At 75.0% G+C, this 21983-nt stretch carries 21 protein-coding genes and 1 pseudogene; 14 read left to right on the top strand and 8 right to left on the bottom strand.

All coding sequences use genetic code 11. The annotated features are described in order from the left end of the window. On the bottom strand, window positions 1-214 hold a 214-nt coding region (locus tag AB0G08_RS28535; protein WP_358093550.1), incomplete at its 3' end, for a hypothetical protein. Beyond that, window positions 211-507, bottom strand: coding sequence for a type VII secretion target (locus AB0G08_RS28530; RefSeq protein WP_358093547.1), 297 nt, complete (start codon window positions 505-507; stop codon window positions 211-213). The genes AB0G08_RS28530 and AB0G08_RS28535, both read right to left, overlap by 4 nt. Window positions 508-682: 175 nt before the next feature. Here AB0G08_RS28530 and AB0G08_RS28525 point away from each other — a divergent pair, with 175 nt between their 5' ends. The 14 genes from AB0G08_RS28525 (at window position 683) to AB0G08_RS28460 (ending at window position 15060) form a co-directional block, all read left to right on the top strand. Beyond that, complete coding sequence (locus AB0G08_RS28525; RefSeq protein ID WP_357883942.1) at window positions 683-1051, top strand: holo-ACP synthase; 369 nt, start codon at window positions 683-685, stop codon at window positions 1049-1051. 52 nt (window positions 1052-1103) lie between these two features. Beyond that, window positions 1104-2573 carry an NAD(P)H-hydrate dehydratase gene (locus tag AB0G08_RS28520; protein WP_358093544.1) on the top strand — a complete coding sequence of 490 codons (1470 nt, stop codon included), beginning with the start codon at window positions 1104-1106 and terminating at the stop codon, window positions 2571-2573. Window positions 2574-2646: 73 nt separating this feature from the next. Further along, complete coding sequence (gene alr, locus AB0G08_RS28515; protein WP_358093541.1) at window positions 2647-3765, top strand: alanine racemase; 1119 nt, start codon at window positions 2647-2649, stop codon at window positions 3763-3765. Next, window positions 3762-4853: an alpha/beta hydrolase gene (locus tag AB0G08_RS28510; RefSeq protein WP_358093538.1), complete on the top strand. Its 1092-nt coding sequence runs from the start codon at window positions 3762-3764 to the stop codon at window positions 4851-4853. Before alr ends, AB0G08_RS28510 begins: the two co-directional genes overlap by 4 nt. Next, window positions 4850-5332, top strand: a complete 483-nt coding sequence (gene tsaE / locus AB0G08_RS28505; RefSeq protein WP_357881911.1) for a tRNA (adenosine(37)-N6)-threonylcarbamoyltransferase complex ATPase subunit type 1 TsaE — start codon at window positions 4850-4852, stop codon at window positions 5330-5332. The genes AB0G08_RS28510 and tsaE overlap by 4 nt, the downstream gene beginning before the upstream one ends. 60 nt (window positions 5333-5392) lie before the next feature. Further along, window positions 5393-6094 (top strand): uracil-DNA glycosylase, encoded by a 702-nt coding sequence (ung, locus tag AB0G08_RS28500; protein WP_358093535.1) that lies wholly within the window; start codon window positions 5393-5395, stop codon window positions 6092-6094. Between the two features lie 83 nt (window positions 6095-6177). Further along, window positions 6178-7029, top strand: a complete 852-nt coding sequence (locus AB0G08_RS28495) for a maleylpyruvate isomerase family mycothiol-dependent enzyme (RefSeq protein WP_358093532.1) — start codon at window positions 6178-6180, stop codon at window positions 7027-7029. A 171-nt stretch (window positions 7030-7200) separates the two neighbouring features. Next, window positions 7201-7878: a tRNA (adenosine(37)-N6)-threonylcarbamoyltransferase complex dimerization subunit type 1 TsaB gene (gene tsaB / locus AB0G08_RS28490; protein ID WP_358093529.1), complete on the top strand. Its 678-nt coding sequence runs from the start codon at window positions 7201-7203 to the stop codon at window positions 7876-7878. Window positions 7879-7933: 55 nt separating this feature from the next. Next, window positions 7934-8392, top strand: coding sequence for a ribosomal protein S18-alanine N-acetyltransferase (gene rimI, locus AB0G08_RS28485; RefSeq protein ID WP_358093526.1), 459 nt, complete (start codon window positions 7934-7936; stop codon window positions 8390-8392). Next, on the top strand, window positions 8389-9435 hold the full coding sequence (tsaD, locus tag AB0G08_RS28480; RefSeq protein ID WP_358093523.1) for a tRNA (adenosine(37)-N6)-threonylcarbamoyltransferase complex transferase subunit TsaD: 1047 nt from the start codon (window positions 8389-8391) through the stop codon (window positions 9433-9435). The genes rimI and tsaD overlap by 4 nt, the downstream gene beginning before the upstream one ends. Before the next feature lie 18 nt (window positions 9436-9453). Further along, a complete protein-coding gene (locus tag AB0G08_RS28475; protein ID WP_358093553.1) occupies window positions 9454-9708 on the top strand; it encodes a hypothetical protein in 255 nt (84 codons plus the stop codon). A 125-nt stretch (window positions 9709-9833) separates the two neighbouring features. Further along, window positions 9834-11534 (top strand): ABC transporter ATP-binding protein, encoded by a 1701-nt coding sequence (locus AB0G08_RS28470; RefSeq protein WP_358093520.1) that lies wholly within the window; start codon window positions 9834-9836, stop codon window positions 11532-11534. After that, entirely contained in the window at window positions 11534-13315 is a 1782-nt protein-coding gene (locus tag AB0G08_RS28465; RefSeq protein ID WP_358093517.1) for an ABC transporter ATP-binding protein, read from the top strand. Before AB0G08_RS28470 ends, AB0G08_RS28465 begins: the two co-directional genes overlap by 1 nt. A 167-nt stretch (window positions 13316-13482) precedes the next feature. Continuing rightward, the gene (locus AB0G08_RS28460) at window positions 13483-15060 is read left to right on the top strand and encodes a Na+/H+ antiporter (protein ID WP_358093514.1); all 1578 of its coding nucleotides are present in this window, start codon (window positions 13483-13485) and stop codon (window positions 15058-15060) included. 668 nt (window positions 15061-15728) lie between these two features. On the opposite strand, the gene AB0G08_RS28455 is transcribed toward AB0G08_RS28460, so the two are convergent. The 6 genes and pseudogenes from AB0G08_RS28455 to AB0G08_RS28430 form a co-directional block, all read right to left on the bottom strand. Further along, window positions 15729-16910 (bottom strand): ROK family protein, encoded by a 1182-nt coding sequence (locus AB0G08_RS28455; RefSeq protein WP_358093511.1) that lies wholly within the window; start codon window positions 16908-16910, stop codon window positions 15729-15731. 28 nt (window positions 16911-16938) lie between these two features. Further along, window positions 16939-18198 (bottom strand): ABC transporter permease, encoded by a 1260-nt coding sequence (locus AB0G08_RS28450; protein ID WP_358093508.1) that lies wholly within the window; start codon window positions 18196-18198, stop codon window positions 16939-16941. Beyond that, window positions 18195-19019, bottom strand: a complete 825-nt coding sequence (locus AB0G08_RS28445; RefSeq protein WP_358093505.1) for an ATP-binding cassette domain-containing protein — start codon at window positions 19017-19019, stop codon at window positions 18195-18197. The genes AB0G08_RS28450 and AB0G08_RS28445 overlap by 4 nt, the downstream gene beginning before the upstream one ends. Window positions 19020-19124: 105 nt before the next feature. Continuing rightward, window positions 19125-20222 carry a sugar ABC transporter substrate-binding protein gene (locus tag AB0G08_RS28440; protein ID WP_358093502.1) on the bottom strand — a complete coding sequence of 366 codons (1098 nt, stop codon included), beginning with the start codon at window positions 20220-20222 and terminating at the stop codon, window positions 19125-19127. A gap of 193 nt (window positions 20223-20415) precedes the next feature. After that, window positions 20416-20895 (bottom strand): Cys-tRNA(Pro) deacylase, encoded by a 480-nt coding sequence (ybaK, locus tag AB0G08_RS28435; protein ID WP_358093499.1) that lies wholly within the window; start codon window positions 20893-20895, stop codon window positions 20416-20418. An 85-nt stretch (window positions 20896-20980) separates the two neighbouring features. Then, window positions 20981-21940: pseudogene (locus AB0G08_RS28430) on the bottom strand (methyltransferase domain-containing protein); the annotation flags it as partial. Window positions 21941-21983: the final 43 nt, after the last annotated feature.

Below are 21983 nucleotides of genomic sequence, written 5' to 3'. Positions count from 1 at the left end.
CCAGCTCGCCGGCCCGGCGCGCCACCGGTTCGGTCAGCCCCCGCCAGGCCACCCCGGCGGCCCGCCACGCGCCGGGATCGGCCGCCCACAGCTGCCGGTAGCCGACGCCCGCCGCGCCGTCGCCGGGGTGCGCCGGCCGCCCGGCCGGGTGCGTCGCGGTCGTCCGACCGGCCGCGCGCCGGACCGGCGCGGCCCGAGCCGCCGGCGCGGTCACCGGGGCAGCGCGGTGAGCCGGCCGGCCGCCCGGTCGTCCACCGCCTCGTACGCCTCGGCGGCGGCCCGGACCGCCCCGGCCGTGGTGGCCACCCGGGCGCCGAGCCCGCCGAACCAGGCGTGCACCGCCGCCTCCAGCCCGGCCAACGCCGCCCCGGCCGACCACTCGGGAGCCGGCACCACCAGCCCGGACGCCCCGGCCAGCCCGTGCCCCAGCCGGTACGCGTCGTCGTCGAGCATGCTCGCGGCCCGGCGCAGCGCGTCGGGTCGTACGGTCAACGGCTCCTCGGTCATCCTCGGCCCCCCGCCTCGCGAAAACGTCGACGGCCGCGACGCTAGGCGGCGTCCACACCCCCGCGCCCGGCCTGTGGACGACGGCCCTGCCGGCGGACGGCCGGTCGTCCACAGGCGTTGCCCCGCAAGGAAGCGGCGGCTAATGTGCGGCCGCCCGCGCCGGTAGGGTGAGCGGGTGATCGTCGCTGTCGGCATCGACGTCGTCCTCGTCGAACGGTTCGCCAAGGCCCTGGCCCGGACACCGCTGCTCGCCGACCGGCTCTTCACCGAGGCCGAGCGCTGCACCCGCTCCGGCAACCCGCGCTCACCCGAGTCCCTGGCCGCCCGCTTCGCGGCCAAGGAGGCGGTCGCCAAGGCGCTCGGCGCCCCGGCCGGCCTGAGCTGGCACGACTGCGAGATCGTGCCGGACCCGGACGGCCGCCCCTGGCTGACCGTCTCCGGCACGGTCGCGGCGGCGGCCACCGAGCGCGGGGTCAACCGCTGGCATCTCTCGTTGTCCCACGACGGCGGGATCGCCTCGGCCATGGTGGTCGCGGAACAGTGATCGGGGGCGCGCCGGCTCCCGGCGCGCCGGCAACCGGACGGGACGGGGTGGCATGAGACCGGTGTGGCGGGTCGCGGACGTACGCGCGGCGGAGGCGGGCCTGATGGCCACGCTCCCGCCCGGGACGCTGATGAGGCGGGCGGCCGCCGGGCTGGCCCGCCGCTGCGCGCTGCTGCTCGCCGACCGGGGTGGCGTCTACGCCGCGCGGGTGCTGCTGCTGGTCGGCTCCGGCGACAACGGTGGCGACACGCTCCTCGCCGGCGCGCACCTGGCCCGGCGGGGCGCGGCCGTGTCGGCGCTGCTGCTGAGCCCCGGCCGGGCGCACGCGGAGGGGCTGGCCGCGCTGCGGGCTGCGGGCGGGCGGGTCGTCGACCGGCCGCCGGGGACCGTCGACCTGGTGCTCGACGGCATCGTCGGGATCGGCGGGCGCGGCGGGCTGCGGGAGGCCGCCGACCAACTCGCCGCCAGCCTGGTGCGGCACCGCGGGCGCGACGGCGCCCCGGCCGCCGTGGTCGCCGTGGACGTGCCCAGCGGGGTCGCGGTCGACACCGGGGGAGTGCCGCTGACCGCCTCGGGCCGCCCCAGCGCGGTCCGGGCCGACGTGACCGTGACGTTCGGCGGGCTGAAGCCCGCCCTGGTGGTGGGCCCGGCCGCCGCGCTCGCCGGTGCGGTGGAGCTGGTCGACATCGGGCTGGGGCCGTGGCTGCGGGGCAGCCCGGCGCTGGGTGTGACCGAGTGGTCGGACGTCGTCGACTGGTGGCCGCGGCTCGGCCCGGCCTCGGAGAAGTACACCCGGGGCGTGGTGGGCGTCGCCACCGGCTCGGCGACCTACCCCGGCGCGGCCGTGCTCTCCGTCGCGGGGGCGCTGGCCGGCCCGACCGGCCTGGTCCGCTACGCCGGCTCGGCCCGGGCCGACGTGCTGCGCCGGCATCCGTCGGTGATCGCCACCGGTCGGGTCGCCGACGCCGGGCGGGTGCAGGCGTGGGTCTGCGGCTCCGGCCTGGGCACCGGCGAGGAGGCGGCCAGGGAGCTGCGGGCGGTGCTCGCCGCCCCGGTGCCGGTGGTGCTCGACGCCGACGCGCTGACCCTGCTGGTCGACGGCTCGCTCGCCGACCGGCTGCGCACGCGGGACGCCCCGATCGTGGTCACCCCGCACGACCGGGAGTTCGCCCGGCTCTGTGGGGAGGAACCGGGCGCCGACCGGGTGGGCGCCACGCTGCGGCTGGCCGCCTGGATGAACGCGGTGGTGCTGCTCAAGGGCGACCGCACGGTGATCGGCACGCCGGACGGCCGGGCGTACGTCAACCCAACCGGATCCCCCGCGCTGGCCACCGGCGGCACCGGCGACGTGCTGGCCGGGCTGCTCGGCGCGCTGCTCGCAGCCGGGCTGGCTCCGGAGCGGGCGGCGGCCGCCGCCGCGTACCTGCACGGGCTGGCCGGCCGGGAGGCGGCCCGGGGCGGGCCGGTGACGGCGCCCGACGTGGCCGACGCCCTCCGCCCGGTCCTCGCCCGCATCTCCTGACCCGGCCCCACCTCCCGCGCCGGGGCGCACCGGCTGGGCCGGCCCCGGCCGGCGAGGAAAGTAGGCTGGGGGCATGTGGCAGGCCGAGGTGCGCGTGGACCTGGACGCGATCCGCGAGAACGTGAGCCGGCTGAGATCCGGCACCGCCGCCGAGCTGATGGCGGTGGTGAAGGGCGACGGCTACGGCCACGGCATGGTCCCGGCCGCCCGCGCCGCCCTCGACGGCGGGGCGGACTGGCTGGGGGTCTGCACGCTGGACGAGGCGCTCACGCTGCGCCGGGCCGGGATCACCGTGCCCGTGCTGGCCTGGCTCCTCGCGCCCGGGCTGCCGCTGCACGAGGGTGTCGCCGCCGGGGTCGACCTCGGCGTGGCCAGCCTGCCCCAGCTCGACGAGATGGTCGCGGCGGGCCGCGCCGCGGGCCGGCCGGCCCGGCTGCACCTCAAGATCGACACCGGGCTGGCCCGGGGCGGCGCGACCGTCGCCGACTGGCCGGCCCTGCTCGACGCCGCCGCCAAGGCGCAGGCCGACGGCCTGGTCGAGGTGGTCGGGGTGTGGAGCCACTTCGTGTACGCGGACTCGCCCGGCCACCCGACCATCGACCGCCAGCTCGCCGTCTTCCACGAGGGGCTGGGCATGGCCGAGCAGGCCGGCCTGCGGCCGCGCTACCGGCACCTGGCCAACTCGGCGGCCACCCTGACCCGGCCGGACACCCACTTCGACCTGGTCCGCCCCGGGCTGGCCGTCTACGGCCTCTCCCCGGTCGCCGGCGAGAGCTACGGGCTGCGCCCGGCGATGACCGCCCGGGCCCGGGTGATGCTCACCAAGCGCGTCCCCGCCGGCTCCGGCGTCTCGTACGGGCACACCTACACCACCGAGCGGGACGCGAACCTCGCGGTGGTGCCGCTCGGCTACGCCGACGGGGTGCCCCGGCACGCCTCGAACAGCGGCCCGGTGCAGCTCGGCGGCAAGCGCCGGACGATCTCGGGGCGGGTCTGCATGGACCAGTTCGTGCTCGACTGCGGCGACGACCCGGTGGCCGCCGGCGACGTGGTGACCCTCTTCGGCAGCGGCGCCGACGGCGAGCCCACCGCCGACGACTGGGCCGAGGCGGTCGGCACCATCAACTACGAGATCGTCACCCGGTTCGGCAGCACCCGGGTGCCCCGCGTCCACGTCGGCGAGCGGCCGTGACGACGCGTCCCCGCATCCCGCTGCCGCGTACCGGGCACGCCAGGGCGGCCGTCGGCGCGTTGGCCGCCGTCGGGGTCGCCGCCGTCGGGCTCGCGGCCGGCGTCGCCACCGAACGCGCCCTGGTCCGCAAGCTCAAGGCCGACCCCACCGACCGGTACGCCGGAGAGGTCTTCGGCGAACAGCGGTACGACGAGTCCTTCCGGCTGGAGATGCCCGACGGGACCGACATCCACGTCGAGGTGGTGGAGCCGACCCGGCCCAGGCCCGGCAACCCGACCGTGGTGCTGGTGCACGGCTTCTGCCTCGACATGGGCACCTTCCACTTCCAGCGCAAGCTGCTCGCCGAGCGGGGCGAACACCGGATCGTCGCGTACGACCAGCCCGGGCACGGCCGGTCGGGGCGGCTGGAGACCGGCGAGTACGACCTCACCGCGCTCGGCCGGACGCTGCGCGAGGTGATCGACCGGACCGCCCCGGAGGGGCCGCTGGTGCTGGTCGGCCACTCGATGGGCGGGATGACCATCATGGCCTTCGCCGAGTTGTTCCCGGAGCTGTTCGGCGACCGGGTCGTGGGCACCGTGCTGATGGCCACCTCGGGCGGCCTGATCGCCGAGACCAAGCTGGTCGCGCCCGCCCTGCTCGGCCGGGTCGGCGCGCCGGTGCTGCACATGGTCGGCAACGTCACCCGCTACGGCGGCCCGGTGATCGACCGGGCGCGCCGGTCCACCACCAACGTGGCCTGGCTGCTCACCCGCAAGTACGGCTTCGGCACCCGCCATCCCAGCCCGGCCCTGGTGTCGTACGTCGAGACGATGAACTCCCGCACCTCGGCCGACACGGTGACGCGCTACCTGCGGACGCTGGCCACGCACTCCCGGTTCCCGGCGCTCGCCGCGCTGGCGGACACCCCCGTGCTGGTGGTCGTCGGCGACAAGGACATGATCACCCCCGTGACGCACTCCGAGGAGATCGTCCGGCGGCTGCCGCACGCCGAGTTCGTCAAGATCACCGACAGCGGGCACGTGGTGATGCTGGAGCACGCCGACGAGGTCGACGAGGCGCTGGTCCGCTTCCTGGAGGCGTTGTGAGCCACGTCGTGAAGCTGCCGACGGTCGACGACACCCACGAGTTCGGGCGGCGGCTGGCCGGGCTGCTGCGCGCCGGCGACCTGCTGCTGCTGACCGGACCGCTCGGCGCCGGCAAGACCGCGCTGACCCGGGGCATCGGGGCCGGCCTCGGGGTGCTCGGGGCCGTCACCTCGCCCACCTTCGTGATCGCCCGGGTGCACCGGCCCGACCCCGCCCGGGGCGGCACGGTGGCGCTGGTGCACGCCGACGCGTACCGGCTGGGGGACGCCGCCGACCCGCGCGCCGAGATCGACGACCTCGACCTGGACGCCTCGGTGGACGAGTCGGTGACCGTGGTGGAGTGGGGCGAGGGCCTGGTCGAGCAGCTGGTCGACGCCCACCTGCGGGTACGCGTCGACCGGCGCGACGACGACACCCGGGTGGTCGAGCTGGAGCCGGTCGGCGGCGACTGGGAGCGGCGCCTGGCGGCCCTCGGGTGAGCGCTGTCGTACCGGCTGCCTAGAGTGCGCGGGACGGACCCGATAGGCGAAAGGTTGCCGATGCCCGACGACGCCCCCACCCTGGACCTGCTGGCGCTGCTGCCGGAGGACTGGCGTGCCGTGCTCGCCCCGCACCTCGACCCGGCCCGCACCGCCGAGCTGGCCGCGTTCGTCGCGGGGGAGTACGCGACCCGCACCGTCTTCCCGCCGGTCGAGGACCTCTTCTCGGCCTACCGGCTCTGCGCGCCGGCCGACTGCCGGGTGCTGATCCTCGGGCAGGACCCCTACCACAAGGCGGGGCAGGCGCACGGGTTGAGCTTCAGCGTGCGGGAGGGCGTGAGCGTGCCGCCGTCGCTGCGCAACGTCTTCAAGGAGCTGGGCGAGGACCTCGGCGTGCCGAAGCCGCGCGGCGGCAACCTCAGCGGCTGGGCGGCGCAGGGCGTGCTGCTGCTCAACTCCGTCCTCACCGTCCGCGAGGCCACGCCCGGCTCGCACGCCAACCGGGGCTGGGAGGAGTTCACCGACGCCACCATCCGCGCGCTCGACGCGATGGACTCCCGGGTGGTCTTCCTGCTCTGGGGCGGCTACGCGCGCAAGAAGGCGGCCCTGGTCACCAACCCGCAGCACGTGGTGCTGGAGGCCGGGCACCCCAGCCCGATGAACCCGCGCGGCTTCCTGGGCAGCCGCCCGTTCAGCGCGGCCAACAAGGCGCTCGCCGACGCCGGCCTGCCCACGGTCGACTGGGAGCGCTCCGCCGGCTGACAGCTCCGCACTTTCGCGGTCATCGCGCGGTGACCGTCCGTTGTAGCCTGTGCCTCGAGCGGTCGGCGAGCCGGGAGGCGACGATGGCGGCGACGGTCAGCGAACAGCGGTGGCGGGTGGCGCGGACGGCGTTGGCGGACCAGACGGACCGCTTCCTCGACCTGGTCCGCGCCACCCCGCCGGAGACGATGGCCACCGCCCACTGGTCGGTGGCCGACACGCTGGCCCACGTGGGCTCCCTCGCGTGGTACTACGTGTGCCTGGTGGACCCGGAGCATCCACCCCTGCCGGTGCCGGGCCTGCACCGGCAGCTCCCCGACATCACCGTCGACACGGTGGCGGACTTCAACGACGTGCTGCTCCGGCACCTCACCGACCGCGAGCCGCAGGCCCTGGCCGACCGGCTGCGGGCCGACGTCGGGCAACTCCTCCTCGCCTGCGATCACCGGCGCCCCGACGAGACGGTGCCCTGGCTCGGCGGGGCCCGGGTGCCCCTCGCCGGCCTCTGCGCGCACCTGGTCAACGAGCTGCTCATCCACGGTCACGACGTCGCCCGCGCCACCGGGCGGCCGTGGTCGCTGCCCGGCCGGGACGCCGCGCTGTTCATGGAGCTGTTCCTGGCCGGGGTGGTCCGGCACGGCTACGGGCGGCTGATCGACGGCGGCGCGCCGCCGAGCGAACGCCCGGTCGTGGTCGAGTTCCGCTCGGCGTACGCGGAGCCTGTCCGGCTCCTGCTGCACCGGGGGCGGATGACGTTCGCCGACCCCGACGCCCGGCCCGACGCCCGGATCGACCACGACCCCGGCACGCTCAACCTGATGATGTTCGGCCGGGTCAGCCGGGCCCGGGCGGTGCTCACCGGCAAGGTGCGCGTCACCGGGCGGCGCCCCTGGCTGCTGCCGGCCTTCCTGCGGAAGTTCCGCACCCCGAGTTGACCTCTGCCTGCCGCCGCCGCCCTGCCGGCGGCGGGCCCGTCGGCCGCAGACCTTTGTCGCCGCCGGCCGGGCGTGACCGGGGTGACGACAGTCCTCCGCCGGCCGCGGACCGTCGGCCGCCGGCCGGGGCGTGACCGGGGGTGACGACGGGGGCGACTAGGCTGGCTTACCGTGCTCGTACTGGTGGTGGACAGCTCGACCCCCGCGGTGACCGCGGCGCTGGTGGAGGTCGCGGCGGACGGCGTGGTGACCCGCGCGCACCGCTGCACGGTCGACGCCCGCGCCCACGGCGAACTGCTCGCGCCGCAGGTCGACGCCGTGCTCGCCGAGGCCGGTGCGCGCCCGGCCGACCTGGGCGCGATCGTCGCCGGGCTCGGCCCCGGCCCGTTCACCGGGCTGCGGGTGGGCCTGGTCACCGCCGCCACCATCGGCCAGGTGCTGGGCGTCCCCACGTACGGTGTCTGCTCGCTGGACGCCATCGGCCACCCGGCGGCCGCCGGCGAGCCGGTGCTGGCGGCGAGCGACGCGCGCCGCCGGGAGATCTACTGGGCGGTCTACGACGGCGCGGGCCAGCGGATCGTCGGGCCGGAGGTGTCCGTGCCGGCGGTCGCCGCCGAGCGCGCCCGCGACCTGGCGGTCACGGCTGCGGTCGGCGACGGCGCGCACCGGTACGCGGACGCGCTCGCCCTGCCCGTGCGGGACGAGCCCCGCTACCCGGACGCGGGCGTGCTGGCGACCCTGGCCGCCGAGCGCATCCGGGCCGGCGCCCCCTCCGAGGCGCTCACCCCGCTCTACCTGCGCCGCCCGGACGCCGTGGCGGCGACCGCCCGCAAGCCGGTCCTGCCGTGAGCGCGAGGAGTGAGCCGGTTTTGCGAGCCCCGCAGTCGCGAACCGAGGTGACGCCATGAGTGTGGGCCTGGGGCGGTTCCGGTGGTGGCACGTCGACGAGGTGCTGCCGATCGAGGCGGACCTGTTCGGCGCCGAGCAGTGGTCGGCGGCGATGTTCTGGAACGAGCTGGCCAACGGGCACTTCTACCTGGTCGCCGCCGACGACGACGGCGCCGTGCTCGGCTACGCCGGGCTCGCCGTGGCCCCGCCCGACGAGGCGTGGGTGCAGAACGTCGCGGTGCGCCGGGACGCCCAGCGGCGCGGCGTCGGCCGGCTCCTGCTGGAGGCGCTGCTGGCCGAGGCCGCCCGGCTCGGCGCCCGCAGCACCCTGCTGGAGGTCGCGGCGGACAACGCCCCCGCCCAGAAGCTCTACGCGGCGTACGGCTTCGAGCCGATCGGCGTGCGGCGCGGCTACTACCAACCGAGCAACACCGACGCGCTGGTCATGCAGCGCAACGCGGGATGTGAGCGATGACTGACGAACCCCTGATCCTCGGCATCGAGACCTCCTGCGACGAGACCGGGGTCGGCATCGTGCGCGGGCACACCCTGCTGGCCGACGCGCTCGCCTCCAGCGTCGAGCAGCACGCCCGCTTCGGCGGCGTGGTGCCCGAGGTGGCCAGCCGGGCCCACCTGGAGGCCATCGTGCCCACCATGGAGCGGGCCCTGAAGGAGGCGGGGGTGACGCTCGCCGACATCGACGCGATCGCCGTCACCTCCGGTCCGGGGCTGGCCGGCGCGCTGCTGGTCGGGGTTGCCGCCGCGAAGGGCTACGCGATCGCCGCCGAGAAGCCGGTGTACGGGGTCAACCACCTGGCCGCGCACGTCGCCGTGGACACCCTGGAGCACGGCCCGCTGCCCGAGCCGGCGATCGCCCTGCTGGTCTCCGGCGGGCACTCCTCCCTGCTGCTCGTCGACGACCTGGCCCGGGGCGTCACTCCGCTCGGCGCCACCATCGACGACGCGGCCGGCGAGGCGTTCGACAAGGTGGCCCGGCTGCTCGGGCTGCCGTTCCCCGGCGGCCCGTACATCGACCGGGAGGCCCGGGCCGGCGATCCGGGCGCCATCGGTTTCCCGCGCGGCCTGACCGCCGCCAAGGACCTCGCCGCGCACCGCTACGACTTCTCCTTCTCCGGGTTGAAGACGGCGGTGGCCCGGTGGGTCGAGGCGCGGCAGCGGGCCGGCGAGCCGGTGCCGGTCGCCGACGTGGCCGCGTCCTTCCAGGAGGCGGTCTGCGACGTGCTGGTACGCAAGGCGCTGGACGCCTGCCGGACCAACGGCGTCGGGACGCTGGTGATCGGCGGGGGCGTGGCGGCCAACTCCCGGCTGCGGGCGATGGCCGAGGACCGGGCCGCCGCGCACGGCATCCGGGTCCGGGTGCCCCGGCCCGGGCTCTGCACGGACAACGGCGCGATGGTCGCCGCCCTCGGCTCGCACCTGGTCGCCTCGGGAGTCGCGCCGAGCCGCCTGGACCTGCCCGCCGATTCCGCCATGCCGCTGACCACGGTCAGCGTGTGAACCCCGAGGATGGCTGACGTGATCGTGCGGATGTGGGAGGCGCGGGCGGAGCCGTACGGCGCTGCGGACCTGATCACCTGGGTCTGCGACACCGCGCTGCCGGAGTTCGAGCACGACCCGATGCACCTGTCCAGCGAGGTGTTCTCCTCCACCGACCACCGGGTGGTGGTCATCTCCAAGTGGCGTAGCAACCCGCGCCCGCTGCCGGAGCCGCCGGCGATGCTGCTGGCCCGCCCCCCGCACTCCTGGGACTTCACGCAGGTCGACCGCTGAGGCCGGGGCGGGCGGCGGCCGCCGCGCGCCAGCGGTCCTTCGGTGGGCGGGGACGTGAGCTGCGGCACGCCGCGGCGGTAATTGGTTGGCGGGACGGTCGGCCCGCCACCTAGCGTCGGTGGGCCATGCGCTTTCCACCGGCCGGGGACCCCGGCGTACCCGACACCCGCTCGGCGACCCGCTACCTCGTGTGGCTGGCCGGGCGGCACAAGGCGCTGCTCACCGCCGGCATCCTGCTGGGCGTCGTGTGGATGGTCGCCCAGGCGCTGGTGCCGGCGGCCGTCGGCCGGGCCGTCGACGGGCTCACCCGCCGCGACGAGGACGCGCTGCTCACCTGGGGGCTGGCCCTGCTCGGACTGGGCGTGCTCCAGGCCGTCGCGGGGATCCTGCGGCACCGGTGCGCGCTGCACAACTTCCTCGGCGGGGCGTACCGGACGGTGCAGTTGACCGTGGGCGCGGCCAACCGGCTCGGCGCCGCGCTGCCCCGCCGGGTCTCCGCCGGCGAGGTGGTGAGCATCGGCACGGCCGACATCAGCCAGATCGGTTCGGCCATCGACATCACCGCCCGGGGCACCGGCGCGATCGTGGCGATCCTCACCGTGGGGGTGATCCTGCTCGGCGCCTCGGTGCCGCTCGGGCTGGTCGTGGTGCTCGGCGTGCCGCTCCTGATGGCGGTCGTCGGGCTGCTCATCCGGCCCCTGCACCGGCAGCAGCAGGCGTACCGGGACTCGGAGGGGGCGCTGACCGCCCGGGCCGGTGACATCGTCTCCGGGCTGCGGGTGCTGCGCGGCGTCGGCGGCGAGCCGGTGCTCTCCGCCCGCTACCGGACGCGGTCGCAGGCCCTGCGCGCCGACGGCCTGCGGGTGGCCCGGATCGAGTCGCTGCTGGAGGCGGCCCAGGTGCTGCTCCCGGGGGCCTTCCTGGTGCTGGTCACCTGGCTCGGCGCCCGGTTCGCCCTGCGTGGCGAGATCAGCGCCGGTCAGCTCGTGGCGTTCTACGGCTACACCGCGTTCCTGGTCAGCCCGCTGCGGCAGCTCACCGAGGCGGTGGACAAGCTGACCCGGGGGCACGTCGCCGCCCGGCGGGTGGTGCGGCTGCTGCGGCTCACCCCGGAACTGCGCGACCCGGCCCGCCCGGCCACGCTGCCGGACGGCCCCGGCGAGCTGGTCGACGCGGCCTCCGGCGTGACGGTGCGACCGGGCCGGTTCACCGCGCTCGCCGCGACCGCGCCCGAGGACGCGGCGGCGATCGTGGACCGCCTCGGCCGGTACGTCGACTCGGACGCGACGCTGCACGGCGTACCGCTGCGGGAGGCGGCGCTGGCGACGGTGCGGGAGCGGATCCTGGTGGCCGACAACGACGCGCACCTCTTCACCGGCCCGCTGCGCGCGGAGCTGGACCCGCACGACCGCACCGACGACGCGACGATCACGGCGGCGCTGACGGCGGCGAGCGCGACCGACATCGTCGAGGCCCTGCCGCAAGGGCTGGACAGCGCGGTCGCCGAGCGCGGCCGGGAGTTCTCCGGCGGCCAGCAGCAGCGGCTGCGGCTGGCCCGGGCGCTGGTCGCCGACCCGGAGACCCTGCTGCTGGTCGAGCCGACCAGCGCCGTGGACGCGCACACCGAGGCCCGGATCGCGGACCGCCTCGGCGCGGCCCGGCGGGGCCGCACCACGCTGGTCTGCACCACCAGCCCGCTCGTGCTGCACCGCGCCGACCACGTGATCTTCGTGGAGGACGGCAAGGTGGTGGCCGAGGGATCGCACACCGCACTGCTCGACGGCGAGCCGCGCTACCGGGCGACGGTCAGCCGGGGGGAGGACTGATGGCCACCGCCCTGCCGGTCGCCGACGGGCGCCAGGTGCGCCGCTACGCCCGCACGCTGGCCCGCCGGCATCCGAGGGCGCTCGGGGTGGCGCTCGGCCTGCACGCGCTGGCCGCCGCGGCCGGCCTGGTCGCGCCGTGGCTGCTCGGCGACCTGGTCGAGGGGATCTCCCGCGGCACGTCCGGCGTCACCGTCGACCGGATCGCCCTGCTGATCGCCGGGTTCGTGCTGGTGCAGTCGGTGCTGGTCCGCTTCGCCCACCTGGCCTCGGCCCGGCTCGGCGAGCGGGTGCTGGCCGAGCTGCGTGAGGAGTTCGTCGACCGGATCCTGGCGTTGCCGCTGGCCACCGTGGAGCGGGCCGGCACGGGCGACCTGCTCACCAGGACGTCCCGGGACGTCTCCGCGCTGTCGCGGACGGTCCGGTTCGCGGTGCCGGAGACGCTGATCGCGGTCGTCACCGGCTGCTTCATCGTCGGCGCGCTGCTCCTGGTCGACCCGCTCTTCGCGCTGCCCTGCCTGCTCGCGGTGCCGCTGCTGTGGGCCGGCACCCGCTGGTACCTGCGCCGCGCCCCGGACGGCTACCTGCGGGAGAACGCCGCCTACTCCGACATCACCGACGGCATCAGCGAGACCGTCGAGGGTTCGCGGACCACGGAAGCGCTGCGGCAGCAGGCGCGCCGCCGGGCCCGCACCGACGCCGACATCCGCCGGTCGTACGCGGCCGAGCGCTACACCCTGCGGCTGCGCACGGTGTTCTTCCCGGTCGCCGAGATCGGCTACGTGCTGCCGGTGGTGGCGACGCTGATCATCGGCGGCTGGTTCTACCTGAAGGGCTGGGTGAGCCTCGGCGAGGTCACCGCCGCCACGCTCTACGTGCAGCAGCTGATCGATCCGGTCGACCGGCTGCTCTCCTGGCTGGACGAGCTGCAGGTCGGCGGCGCCTCGATGGCCCGCCTGCTCGGGGTGGCCGACGCCGGCCCGCCGGCCGGAGCCCCGACCCCGCCCGCCGCGGGCGCCCCGGGCCCGGCCGATCCTCCGGCCGCAGGGGACCGTCGGCTCGCCGCCCGGGACGTCCGGTACGCCTACCGGGAGGGCCGGGACGTGCTGCACGGGGTGACCCTGGTGCCGGAGCCGGGGGAGAAGCTGGCCATGGTGGGCCCTTCGGGCGCCGGCAAGTCCACCCTCGGCCGGCTGCTCGCCGGGGTGCACGCGCCCCGCACCGGCTCGGTCACCGTGGGCGGTCGGCGGCTCGACGAGCTGCCCCTGGCGGAGCTGCGGACGCACGTCGCCCTCGTCACCCAGGAGCACCACGTCTTCATCGGCACGCTGCGGGAGAACGTGGCGATGGTGCGACCGGGTGCCGACGAGTCGGCCGTCCGGGCTGCGCTGGCCGCCGTCGACGCGCTGGACTGGGCCGACGGGCTGCCGGACGGGCTGGACACGGTGGTCGGCGCCGGCGGGCACCCGCTGTCGCCCGCGCAGGCGCAGCAGCTGGCGCTGGCCCGGCTGGTGCTGGCCGACCCGCACACGCTGGTGCTGGACGAGGCCACCTCGCTCATCGACCCCCGCGCCGCCCGGCACCTGGAGCGGTCCCTCGCGGCCGTCCTCCAGGGCCGTACGGTCGTGGCCATCGCGCACCGCCTCTTCTCGGCGCACGACGCCGACCGGGTGGCGGTGGTGGAGGACGGGCGGATCTCCGAGATCGGTTCGCACGACGAGCTGGTCGCGGCCGACGGCTCCTACGCCGCCCTCTGGCGTTCCTGGCACGGCACCGGCTCCTGACCCGCCGCGCGGCGTCGCCCTGAGGGCTCGCCGTCGACGCCGGCGGGCAGGGGCGCCTGTTTCCGGGTTCGAGGGCGCCGCGTGCGACCGCCGTACCACGATGGTGGGGCGGCAGGCGACCGGCGCGTGCCCGTCACCGTGGCGCCGGCCGGTGACGGGGGTGCGGCGTGGGCGGTCTCGAACTGATCGTGGTGCTGGGCGTCACGGTGCTGGTCGGCACCACCCTCGGCGGGCGGTACAGCGTGGCGCCCCCGGTCCTGCTCATCACGATGGGCGCGCTGCTCGCGCTCCTGCCGCCGCTGTCCCACGTGGTGCTGGAGCCCGACGTGGTGCTGCTGCTGTTCCTGCCGGCGATCCTCTACAAGGAGAGCATCACCACCAGCCTGCGCGAGATCCGCACCAACCTCCTCGCGATCGCGCTGCTCGCGGTGGGGCTGGTGGTGGCGACGATGGTCGCGGTGTCGCTCGTCGTGCAGCGGTTCGGCGTCGACCCGGCCGCCGCCTGGGTGCTCGGCGCGGTGCTCGCGCCGACCGACGCCGCGGCGGTCGCCGGCCTGGCGAAGCGGATGCCGCGCCGGATCCTGACCACCCTGCACGCGGAGAGCCTGATCAACGACGGCACCGCGCTGGTGCTCTTCTCCGTCGGGGTGGGCCTGATCGTGGGCGGCACCGAGCCGGGGTTGCTCGGGTTGAGCGAGCGGTTCGTCCTCGCGTCGGTCGGCGGCGTCGCCGCCGGCCTGCTGGTCGGCGGGGCGGTGATCCTGGTCCGGCGACGGCTCGACGACCCGCTGCGCGAGGGCGCGCTGAGCGTCCTCACGCCGTTCGTCGCCTTCCTCCTCGCCGAGCTGGTGCACGCCAGCGGCGTCCTGGCGGTGGTGGTCGCGGGCCTCATGCTGTCGTACGCCGCCCCCCGGGTCATCCGGGCCCGATCCCGGGTGCTGGCGTACGGCTTCTGGGACCTCGCCACGTTCCTGATCAACGGCGGGCTCTTCGTGCTCCTCGGGATGCAGATCCCGCGCGCCTTGCGCGGGGTGACCAGCCTGTCGGTGATGCGGGCGGTGGTCATCGCGGTGGTGGTGACCGGCGTGGTCGTGCTGACCCGGATGCTCTGGATCCACCTGGCGGCGTTCGCCTTCCTGGTCGTCGACCGCCAAGCGGCGCAGCAGGACGAGCGGGTCAACTGGCGGGTGCGGACGGCGGCCGGGTGGGCGGGGTTCCGGGGCGCCGTCTCCCTCGCGGCGGCCCTCGCGGTGCCGGTGACCACTTCCACCGGCACCCGTGTGCACGACCGCGATCTGATCATCTTCGCCACCGCCGTGGTCATCCTGCTGACGATGCTGGTCCAGGGCACCACGCTGCCCGCCGTCGTCAGATGGGCGGGCCTGGTCGGCGACACCCGGCGGGTCGGCGAGCTGCGGCTGGCCCGGATGCGCGCCACCGAGGCCGCGCTGGCGGTGCTGCCCGAGGTCGCCGAACGGATCGGCGCCGCGCCGGAGGCGGTGGAACGGATCCGGGCGGACTACGAGCAGCACCTCGACGACGTCCGCTCCACCGACGAGGGCCGGTCGGCGGAGCGGGCCCGGGAACTCGACCGGCGGCTGCGGCTCGCCGTGCTCGAACACAAGCGCCGCGAGGTCACCAGGCTGCGGGACACGAACGAGATCGACGACATCGTCCTGCGGGAGTTGCAGGCCGTCCTCGACATCGAGGAGATCCGGCTGCTGGGCCCGGAACTCAACGAGTAGCCGCCCCGGCCGCCGTGCCGGCCGCACGGGGGCGGACGGACGTGCCCGGTGCGCGGGGCGGACGTGCGGGCGGGCGGCCGTGCCGCGCGTGCGGGTGTACGGGCGGACGGACGCCGGTGCGCGGGGCGGGCGTGCGGCGGCCGTGCCGCGTGGGTGGGCGTGCCGAGGGCTGCCGGGACTCGGCCGGGCGCTGAGCAACCACCCGCCACCGATACTCTCTGTGACGATGTTGGCGGAAGGGCGTCGGCGTCACACACGGTAGTCATATCTGCGCGGCTTCCCCACCGGCGTCGGCCTCGATTTCGGATCCGAGCCCTTTGACCAGCGATTTCGTCTCGCGGTCGTGGGGTCAGCGGATTATCCTCCCGGTCCCTTTGCTCTGCAGCCGCCGACGCACCAGCCACCGTCCGTAGCCGGTGCGTGGATGGCTGCAGAGCAAAGGGACCGAGACGAGCGACCGGTGGCGATGACAGGCAGCCCTCGATGATTACCCAGAGTCATGTCGGCGACCGGCGACCGGCGACCGGCGACCGGCGACCGGCGACCGGCGACCGACGGCCGACGACCGGCGACCGACGGCGGGCGGCCCGTGAGCCGCCCCCCCCGATCGGCTCGGCGGACCGGTCCCCGCGCCTGCCACGGTCGGCACCCGACGAGGGTGGGACCGGTCAGCCGGCGTCGAGGGGGTCGGCGAGCAGGCGTTCGAAGGCCAGCTCGGCGGCGCCGATCAGCGCCGCGTCGTCGCCGAGTTTCGGGGTACGCAGCCGCACGTGCTCCAGGCAGGCCGGCAGGGCGACCGAGTTGAGCCGGCTGCGCACCTGGGCCGCCGCCGCGAGGTAGAGGTCCCGCATGCCGCCGCCGAAGATGACCATCTCCGGGTTGAAGATGTTCACCAGGTTGGCCACCCCGAAGCCGAGCCAGTCGCCGGCCTGGCGTACCGCCGTCTGCGCCCGCAGGTCGCCCCGGTCGGCGGCGTCGAAGACGGCCAGCAGCGCGTCGCGGCCCCGCGCGTCGGAGCGGCCGGCCGCGCGCAGCAGCGCGTACTCGCCGATCTCGGTCTCCCAGCAGCCCCGGGAGCCGCACTCGCAGGGCGCGCCGTCCCGGACGACCACCATGTGGCCGACCTCGCCGCCGTAGCCGCCGTGCCCGGTCAGCCGGCGCCCGCCGGCGATGATGCCGGCGCCGACGCCCACGTCCCCGTACAGGTAGATGACGTTGTCGCAGCCGGCCGCCGCGCCCCGGGCGTGCTCGGCGAAGGCCGCCACGTCGGCCACGTTGCCGACCGTGACCGGCACGCCGCAGCCCAGCTCGGCGCCGAGCGCCGCGCCGATCGGCTCGTCGACCCACCCGGTGGTCGGGCCCAGCCGGACCAGCCCGTCGGCGCGCCGGACCATGCCGCAGACCGCGACGCCCGCGCCGACGCAGACGGCGTCCGCCGGCGCGCTCTGCTGCATCTCCTTGACCGCCCCGGCCAGCAGCGGGGCGGCCTCCGCGGCGGTCAGACCCCGAGGGCGGTCCAGCTCCCGGCGGTCGAGCACCGCGCCGCCGAGACCGATCCGCGCGGCCCGCAGCCGGTCCACCTCGATGCTGTACGCGTACGCGTGCACCCGGTCCGACTCGGGCCGGACGACCAGCGACGGTCGTCCGGCCCGGCCGGTCTCCTTCGGCGTCCCCTCGCTGACCAGCCCGGCGCCGGCCAGGTCGGCGGTCAGCGCGCCGATGGTGCTGCGGTTGAGCCCCAGCATGGTGGTGAGCTCGGCACGGGTGGTGGCCCCGTGCACGTGCACGTAGCGCAGCAACGCGCCCAGGTTCTGCCGACGGATCTCGTCCTGGCTGGGTCCTGCGCGCATCGCCGTCGTCACTTCCGGTGCCGCGCGGTCAACGGTTGCCGGTGGAGGTGGAGCGCCGACGGGAGAACGCGTCCACGCTGGCGGCGAGCAGCAGCACCACGCCGGTGACCACGTACTTCACCCCCGAGCTGTATTCCATCAGGCCCATCCCGTTGTCGATGACCGCGACGACCGCGCCACCGAGGACGGCGTCGAGCACCCGGCCCTTGCCGCCGAAGAGGCTGGTGCCGCCGATGACCGCCGCGCCGACCGCGTAGAGCAGTACGTCACTGCCACCCGTGTTCGGGTCCACCGAGTTGGCCCGGCTGGCGGCGACGATGCCACCGACGGCCGCCATCGAGGAGCAGATGACGAAGACCGAGATGCGGATACGGTCCACGTTGATGCCGGCCCGGCGGGCCGCCTCCTTGTTGCCGCCCACAGCGTAGACGTGCCGGCCGTAGGTGGTGCGCTGGAGCACGAAGGTCCAGAAGACCAGCAGCGCCGCGATGATCGGTACCACGATCGGCACGCCCTTGAGCGAGCTGACCACGACGTTGCGGCTGCGCTCCAGGTTGAGGATGAAGACCGCGACGCCGAGGACGAGCGCCAGCCCGCCGATCCGGGCGAACACCACCGCGATCGGGTCGGTCACCAGGCCCCGGGCGGCCCGCGTACGGTGCCGGAGCAGCTGCACGGCCGCGTAGCCGGCGACCGCCACCGCGGTCAGCAGCCAGCCCAGGACGGGCGTGAGGTTGCGGTTGGCGATGGCCACCAGCACCTCGTCGCGGACGGAGATGTTGGCGCCCTCCTCCATCAGCATCAGCACGATGCCCTGGAAGGCGAGGAATCCGGCGAGGGTCACCACGAAGGACGGGATGCCGATCTTCGCCACCAGGAAGCCGAGGGTGGTGCCGATCACCACGCCGGTGACGATCGCGGCGAGCACGGCCACGTACCACGGGTAGCCGAGCACGGTGACCACGTTGGCGAGGATGGCGGCGCAGACCCCGCTGGCGAAGCCGGCGGAGAGGTCGATCTCGCCGAGCAGCAGGACGAAGACCAGCCCCATCGCGATCAGCGTGACCGCGGCGCCCTGGGTGAACAGGTTGGCGAAGTTGCCGGCGCTGAGGAACGTCGGCTGCATGATCGAGAAGACCGTGCAGAGCACGACCAGGCCGAGCACGGCGGGCAGCGCGCCGATGTCGCCGCCGCGGACCCGGCTGACGTAGTTGCGGGCGTGACTGCCGAGGGTGGGCGGCGGTGTGACGGCCGCCGGGCCGTCCTTCTGCACGACGGTGGTGGTCATCGGACGCCTCCTGAGTTGCTGTCGGCCGGCTCCGCGCCGTGCCCGTTGCCGCCGTTGGCCGGCTCGGTGGCGAGCCCGAGCCCGCCGGAGCGGCCGGCGGTGATCAGCTCGACCACCTGCGAGTGAGTGATGTCGGTGGTCTTCACCTGGGCGACCATCTGGCCGAGGTAGAGCGCGGCGATCCGGTCGGAGACGGCGAAGACGTCGTTCATGTTGTGCGAGATGAGGACCACGGCGAGGCCGTTGTCGGCGAGCCGGCGGACCAGTTCGAGCACCTGGGCGGTCTGCGCGACGCCGAGCGCGGCGGTCGGCTCGTCGAGGATGACGAGCCTGCTGTTCCAGAGCACGGCCTTGGCGATCGCGACGGTCTGGCGCTGGCCGCCGGAGAGGCTGGAGACGTGCTGCCGCAGCGACTTCACGGTCCGCACGCTCAGCCCGGCGAGGGTGTCGGCGGCCATCTGCTCCATGGTCGGCTCGTCGAGCACGATGCCGCTGCGCTTCTCCCGGCCGAGGAACATGTTCTGCACGATGTCGAGGTTGTCGCAGAGCGCGAGGTCCTGGTAGACGACCTCGATGCCGAGCGCCGCGGCGTCGCGGGGGCTGTTGATGGTCACGGGCCGGCCGTCGAAGTGGAACTTGCCGGCGTCGGTGGGGTAGATGCCGCTGATGCACTTGACGAGGGTCGACTTGCCGGCGCCGTTGTCGCCGACCAGCGCGGTCACCTCGCCCGGGTGGGCGGTGAAGGCGACGTCGCGCAGGACCTGGACGGGACCGAAGCTCTTGTCGATCCCGCGTAGTTCCAGCAGGGGGGTTGCGGACACGGGGGCTCCTTCAGGTGGAGGGGAGGTCTCGGATCCCGTCCGGCGCGAACCGCCGCCCGGCACAGGGTCCGTGCCGGGCGGCGTGCGCGTGGAATCGGGTACGGGTCAGCTGATGCCGGCGTCGGCGCAGAGCTTGGCGTACGCCCCGGCGCAGACCTCGTCCTTGGTGACGAAGCCGTCGGCGATGACGTCCTTGACGTTCTCCTTGAAGATCAGCTTCGGGGTCAGCAGCACCGCCGAGACGTCCCGGCCGCCCTCCGGGTCCTTGACCGTCTGGCCGGTCTCCTTCTTCTCACCCTTGGCCACCGCGATGGCCAGGTCCGAGGCGGCCTTCGCCTCCTCCTTGATCGCCTTGTAGACGGTCATGCACTGGTCGCCGGCGAGGATGTTCTGCAGGCCCTGCGGGGTGGCGTCCTGGCCGGTCACCGGGACCTTGCCGTTGAGCTTGTTCTTCTTCAGCACCGAGATGGCCGCGTTGCCGAGGCCGTCGTTGGCGGCGAGCACGCCGTCGATCTTGCCGCCGGTCTGGGTCAGCATCTGCTCGAAGATGGTGGCGGCCTGGGTGTTGTCCCACTCCGGCACGTTCTGGTCCGGGCCCTTGGTGTACTCCTTCGAGTCGAACTTCGGCTTGAGCACCGAGTCGTACCCGTTCTTGAACAGGGTGGCGTTGTTGTCGGTCGGCGAGCCGTTGAGGTACGCCACGACCGGGTTCTTGGCGCCCTTGTCGGTCAGGCACTTGCTCAGGCCCTCGCCCTGGAGCTTGCCGACGGCCTCGTTGTCGAAGCTGACGTAGTAGGTGGCCGAGCCGCCCAGCGTGAGCCGGTCGTAGTCGATCGTCGCCACGCCCTGGGACTTGGCCTTGTCGAGCACGGCCTTGCCGGTGCCGGAGTCCAGGTTGACGATCATCAGGGCGGTGACGCCCTTGGTGATCATCTGGTCGGCGATGGTCTGGAACGCCGTCTTGTCACCCTGGGCGTTCTGGATGTCGTAGTCGACGCCGGCGGCCTTGAACGCCTCCTCCAGGAACCTGCGGTCCGCGCCCTCCCAGCGGGCGGAGGACTTGCTGTCCGGCAGGATCACGCCGATCTTCGGCTTCTTCTCGGTGGAGCCGCCGGCCTCGGAGCCGGAGTCGTCGCCGCAGGCGGTGAGGCCGCCGGTGGCCAGCAGGCCCACGGCGGCGAAGGTGAGGAAGCCCTTGCGCATTTGCAGGGTCCTTTCGGGGGTGGGGGATGATGTTGGTTTGTTGTGTCCGGCAACGTATTCCGCTTCGCGCCGTGGGCACAAGAGCGCCGAGGTCGCGAGTTTGTTGTCGGCAGTAACAATTCAGCAACGTCCCTGACACCTGGCCGTCGCCCGCCGGGGAGCGCTCTCTCGTCGCCGACGGGAGCGGCGCAGCTCAGCGGGCGGAGAGCGGGGCGGTGGCCGCGCCGGTGAGCGCCACCAGGTCCCGCGGGGCGAGCTGGAGCTGGAGGCCGCGCCGGCCCGCCGAGACGTAGACGGTGGGATGGTCGAGCGCCGACGAGTCGAGCACCGTGGGCAGCCGCCGGCGCTGGCCCAGCGGGCTGATCCCGCCGCGCACGTACCCGGTGGCCCGTTCGGCCACCGCCCGGTCGGCCATGGCGGCCCGCTTGCCGCCGACCGCCGCGGCGAGCGCCTTGAGGTCCAGCTCGCCGGTGACCGGCACGACCGCCACCGTCAGCGCGCCGTCGACCTCGGCGACCAGCGACTTGAACACCCGCTCCGGCGGCACCCCCAGCGCCGCCGCGACCAGCGCGCCGTAGTTCGGCGCGTCCGGGGAGACGTCGTACGGATGGGTGGTGTGGGCGATCTTCCGCTTCGTCAGCAGCGCGGTCGCCGGAGTGCCCTGTCCCGCCATGACGGTCAAGCTAACCCGGCCCCGCGCGACCCGCGAGCCGAAAGCGCCGGGCGGTCGACGACACCGGCGCCCACTCCCTCGCGCGCTACCCGACCGGCCGGCAGAGCAGCACCGTCGGCGCCCCGGCGACCCGGGTCAGCACCAGGCTGGCCGCCGCGCCCCCGGCCAGCCGCAGGTCCCGCCGGAGCTTCTCCGGCTCCAGCGCGGACCCGCGCTTGAGGATCTCCACCCGCCCGACCCGGCGCTCCCGCAGCAGCGCCCGCAGCCGCTTGAGCGAGAACGGCAGCACGTCGGTGACCTCCAGGCAGCGGGCGAACGGCGTCGGCACGGCTGCGTCCGCGTGGAGGTAGGCGATGCTCGGGTCGGCCAGCGTCGCGCCCAGGGTGTCGGCCAGCTCGGCGACCAGGTGGGCGCGGACCACCGCGGGGTCCGGGTCGTACAGGAAGCGGCGCGTCGGGCCGACGGGGGCGTCGGCGTCGCCGGAGCCGGTCAACTGATGGCAGCCGCCGGAGCCGGTCGGTCGGTCGGGCGGATCCCCGGCGTGGCCGGAGGCGTCGACCGGGGCCGTTTCCCTGCCCCGCAGCACGGTGGCCCGGCGGGGCACCTGCGCCAGCTCGCCGCACCACAGGGCCGCCTCGACCAGGTCGCCGTCGACGCTCACCCACTCCGCCTCGGCGCCCGCCGGGATCAGCGCGTGGTCGATGCCGGGCGCCACCTTCACGACGGTGTGCGGCACCCGCTCGGCGAGCCCGACCACGAAGTCCCAGGGCGGCGAGTAGGCGTTCGGATCGAAGATGCGCCGTCCGGTGCCCGCCCTGCGGCGCGCCGGGTCGCAGAACACCCCGTCGACCCGGCCCACGTCGAACGCCGTGGCGTCGCCGCACTCCACCGTGAACAGCTCGGCCAGCCCGGCCGCCTCGGCGTTCGCGGCGGCCATCGCGGCGGTCACCGGGTCGGCCTCCACGCCGTACACCCGGATGCCGGCGCGGGCGGCGGCGAGCGCGTCCGCGCCGAGGCCGCAGCCGAGGTCGGCGAGGGTGCGCACTGGTCAGCGAGATCCACGACGTCGGGCTGGAGGTGCAGCACGA

Source organism: Micromonospora sp. NPDC023644, assembly GCF_040640115.1.
Lineage (GTDB): Bacteria > Actinomycetota > Actinomycetes > Mycobacteriales > Micromonosporaceae > Micromonospora.
Note: the sequence above shows the minus strand (reverse complement) of the source record. Positions and strands in the feature narration are given on the sequence as shown.

Coding starts and splice junctions, on each gene's coding strand:
- AB0G08_RS28530 (WP_358093547.1), bottom strand. CDS start 507: ATGACCGAGGAGCCGTTGACCGTACGACCCGACGCGCTGCGCCGGGCC.
- alr (WP_358093541.1), top strand. CDS start 2,647: ATGTGGCAGGCCGAGGTGCGCGTGGACCTGGACGCGATCCGCGAGAAC.
- tsaD (WP_358093523.1), top strand. CDS start 8,389: ATGACTGACGAACCCCTGATCCTCGGCATCGAGACCTCCTGCGACGAG.
- AB0G08_RS28465 (WP_358093517.1), top strand. CDS start 11,534: ATGGCCACCGCCCTGCCGGTCGCCGACGGGCGCCAGGTGCGCCGCTAC.
- AB0G08_RS28520 (WP_358093544.1), top strand. CDS start 1,104: ATGAGACCGGTGTGGCGGGTCGCGGACGTACGCGCGGCGGAGGCGGGC.
- AB0G08_RS28440 (WP_358093502.1), bottom strand. CDS start 20,222: ATGCGCAAGGGCTTCCTCACCTTCGCCGCCGTGGGCCTGCTGGCCACC.
- rimI (WP_358093526.1), top strand. CDS start 7,934: ATGAGTGTGGGCCTGGGGCGGTTCCGGTGGTGGCACGTCGACGAGGTG.
- AB0G08_RS28470 (WP_358093520.1), top strand. CDS start 9,834: ATGCGCTTTCCACCGGCCGGGGACCCCGGCGTACCCGACACCCGCTCG.
- AB0G08_RS28455 (WP_358093511.1), bottom strand. CDS start 16,910: ATGCGCGCAGGACCCAGCCAGGACGAGATCCGTCGGCAGAACCTGGGC.
- AB0G08_RS28495 (WP_358093532.1), top strand. CDS start 6,178: ATGGCGGCGACGGTCAGCGAACAGCGGTGGCGGGTGGCGCGGACGGCG.
- ybaK (WP_358093499.1), bottom strand. CDS start 20,895: ATGGCGGGACAGGGCACTCCGGCGACCGCGCTGCTGACGAAGCGGAAG.
- AB0G08_RS28450 (WP_358093508.1), bottom strand. CDS start 18,198: ATGACCACCACCGTCGTGCAGAAGGACGGCCCGGCGGCCGTCACACCG.
- ung (WP_358093535.1), top strand. CDS start 5,393: ATGCCCGACGACGCCCCCACCCTGGACCTGCTGGCGCTGCTGCCGGAG.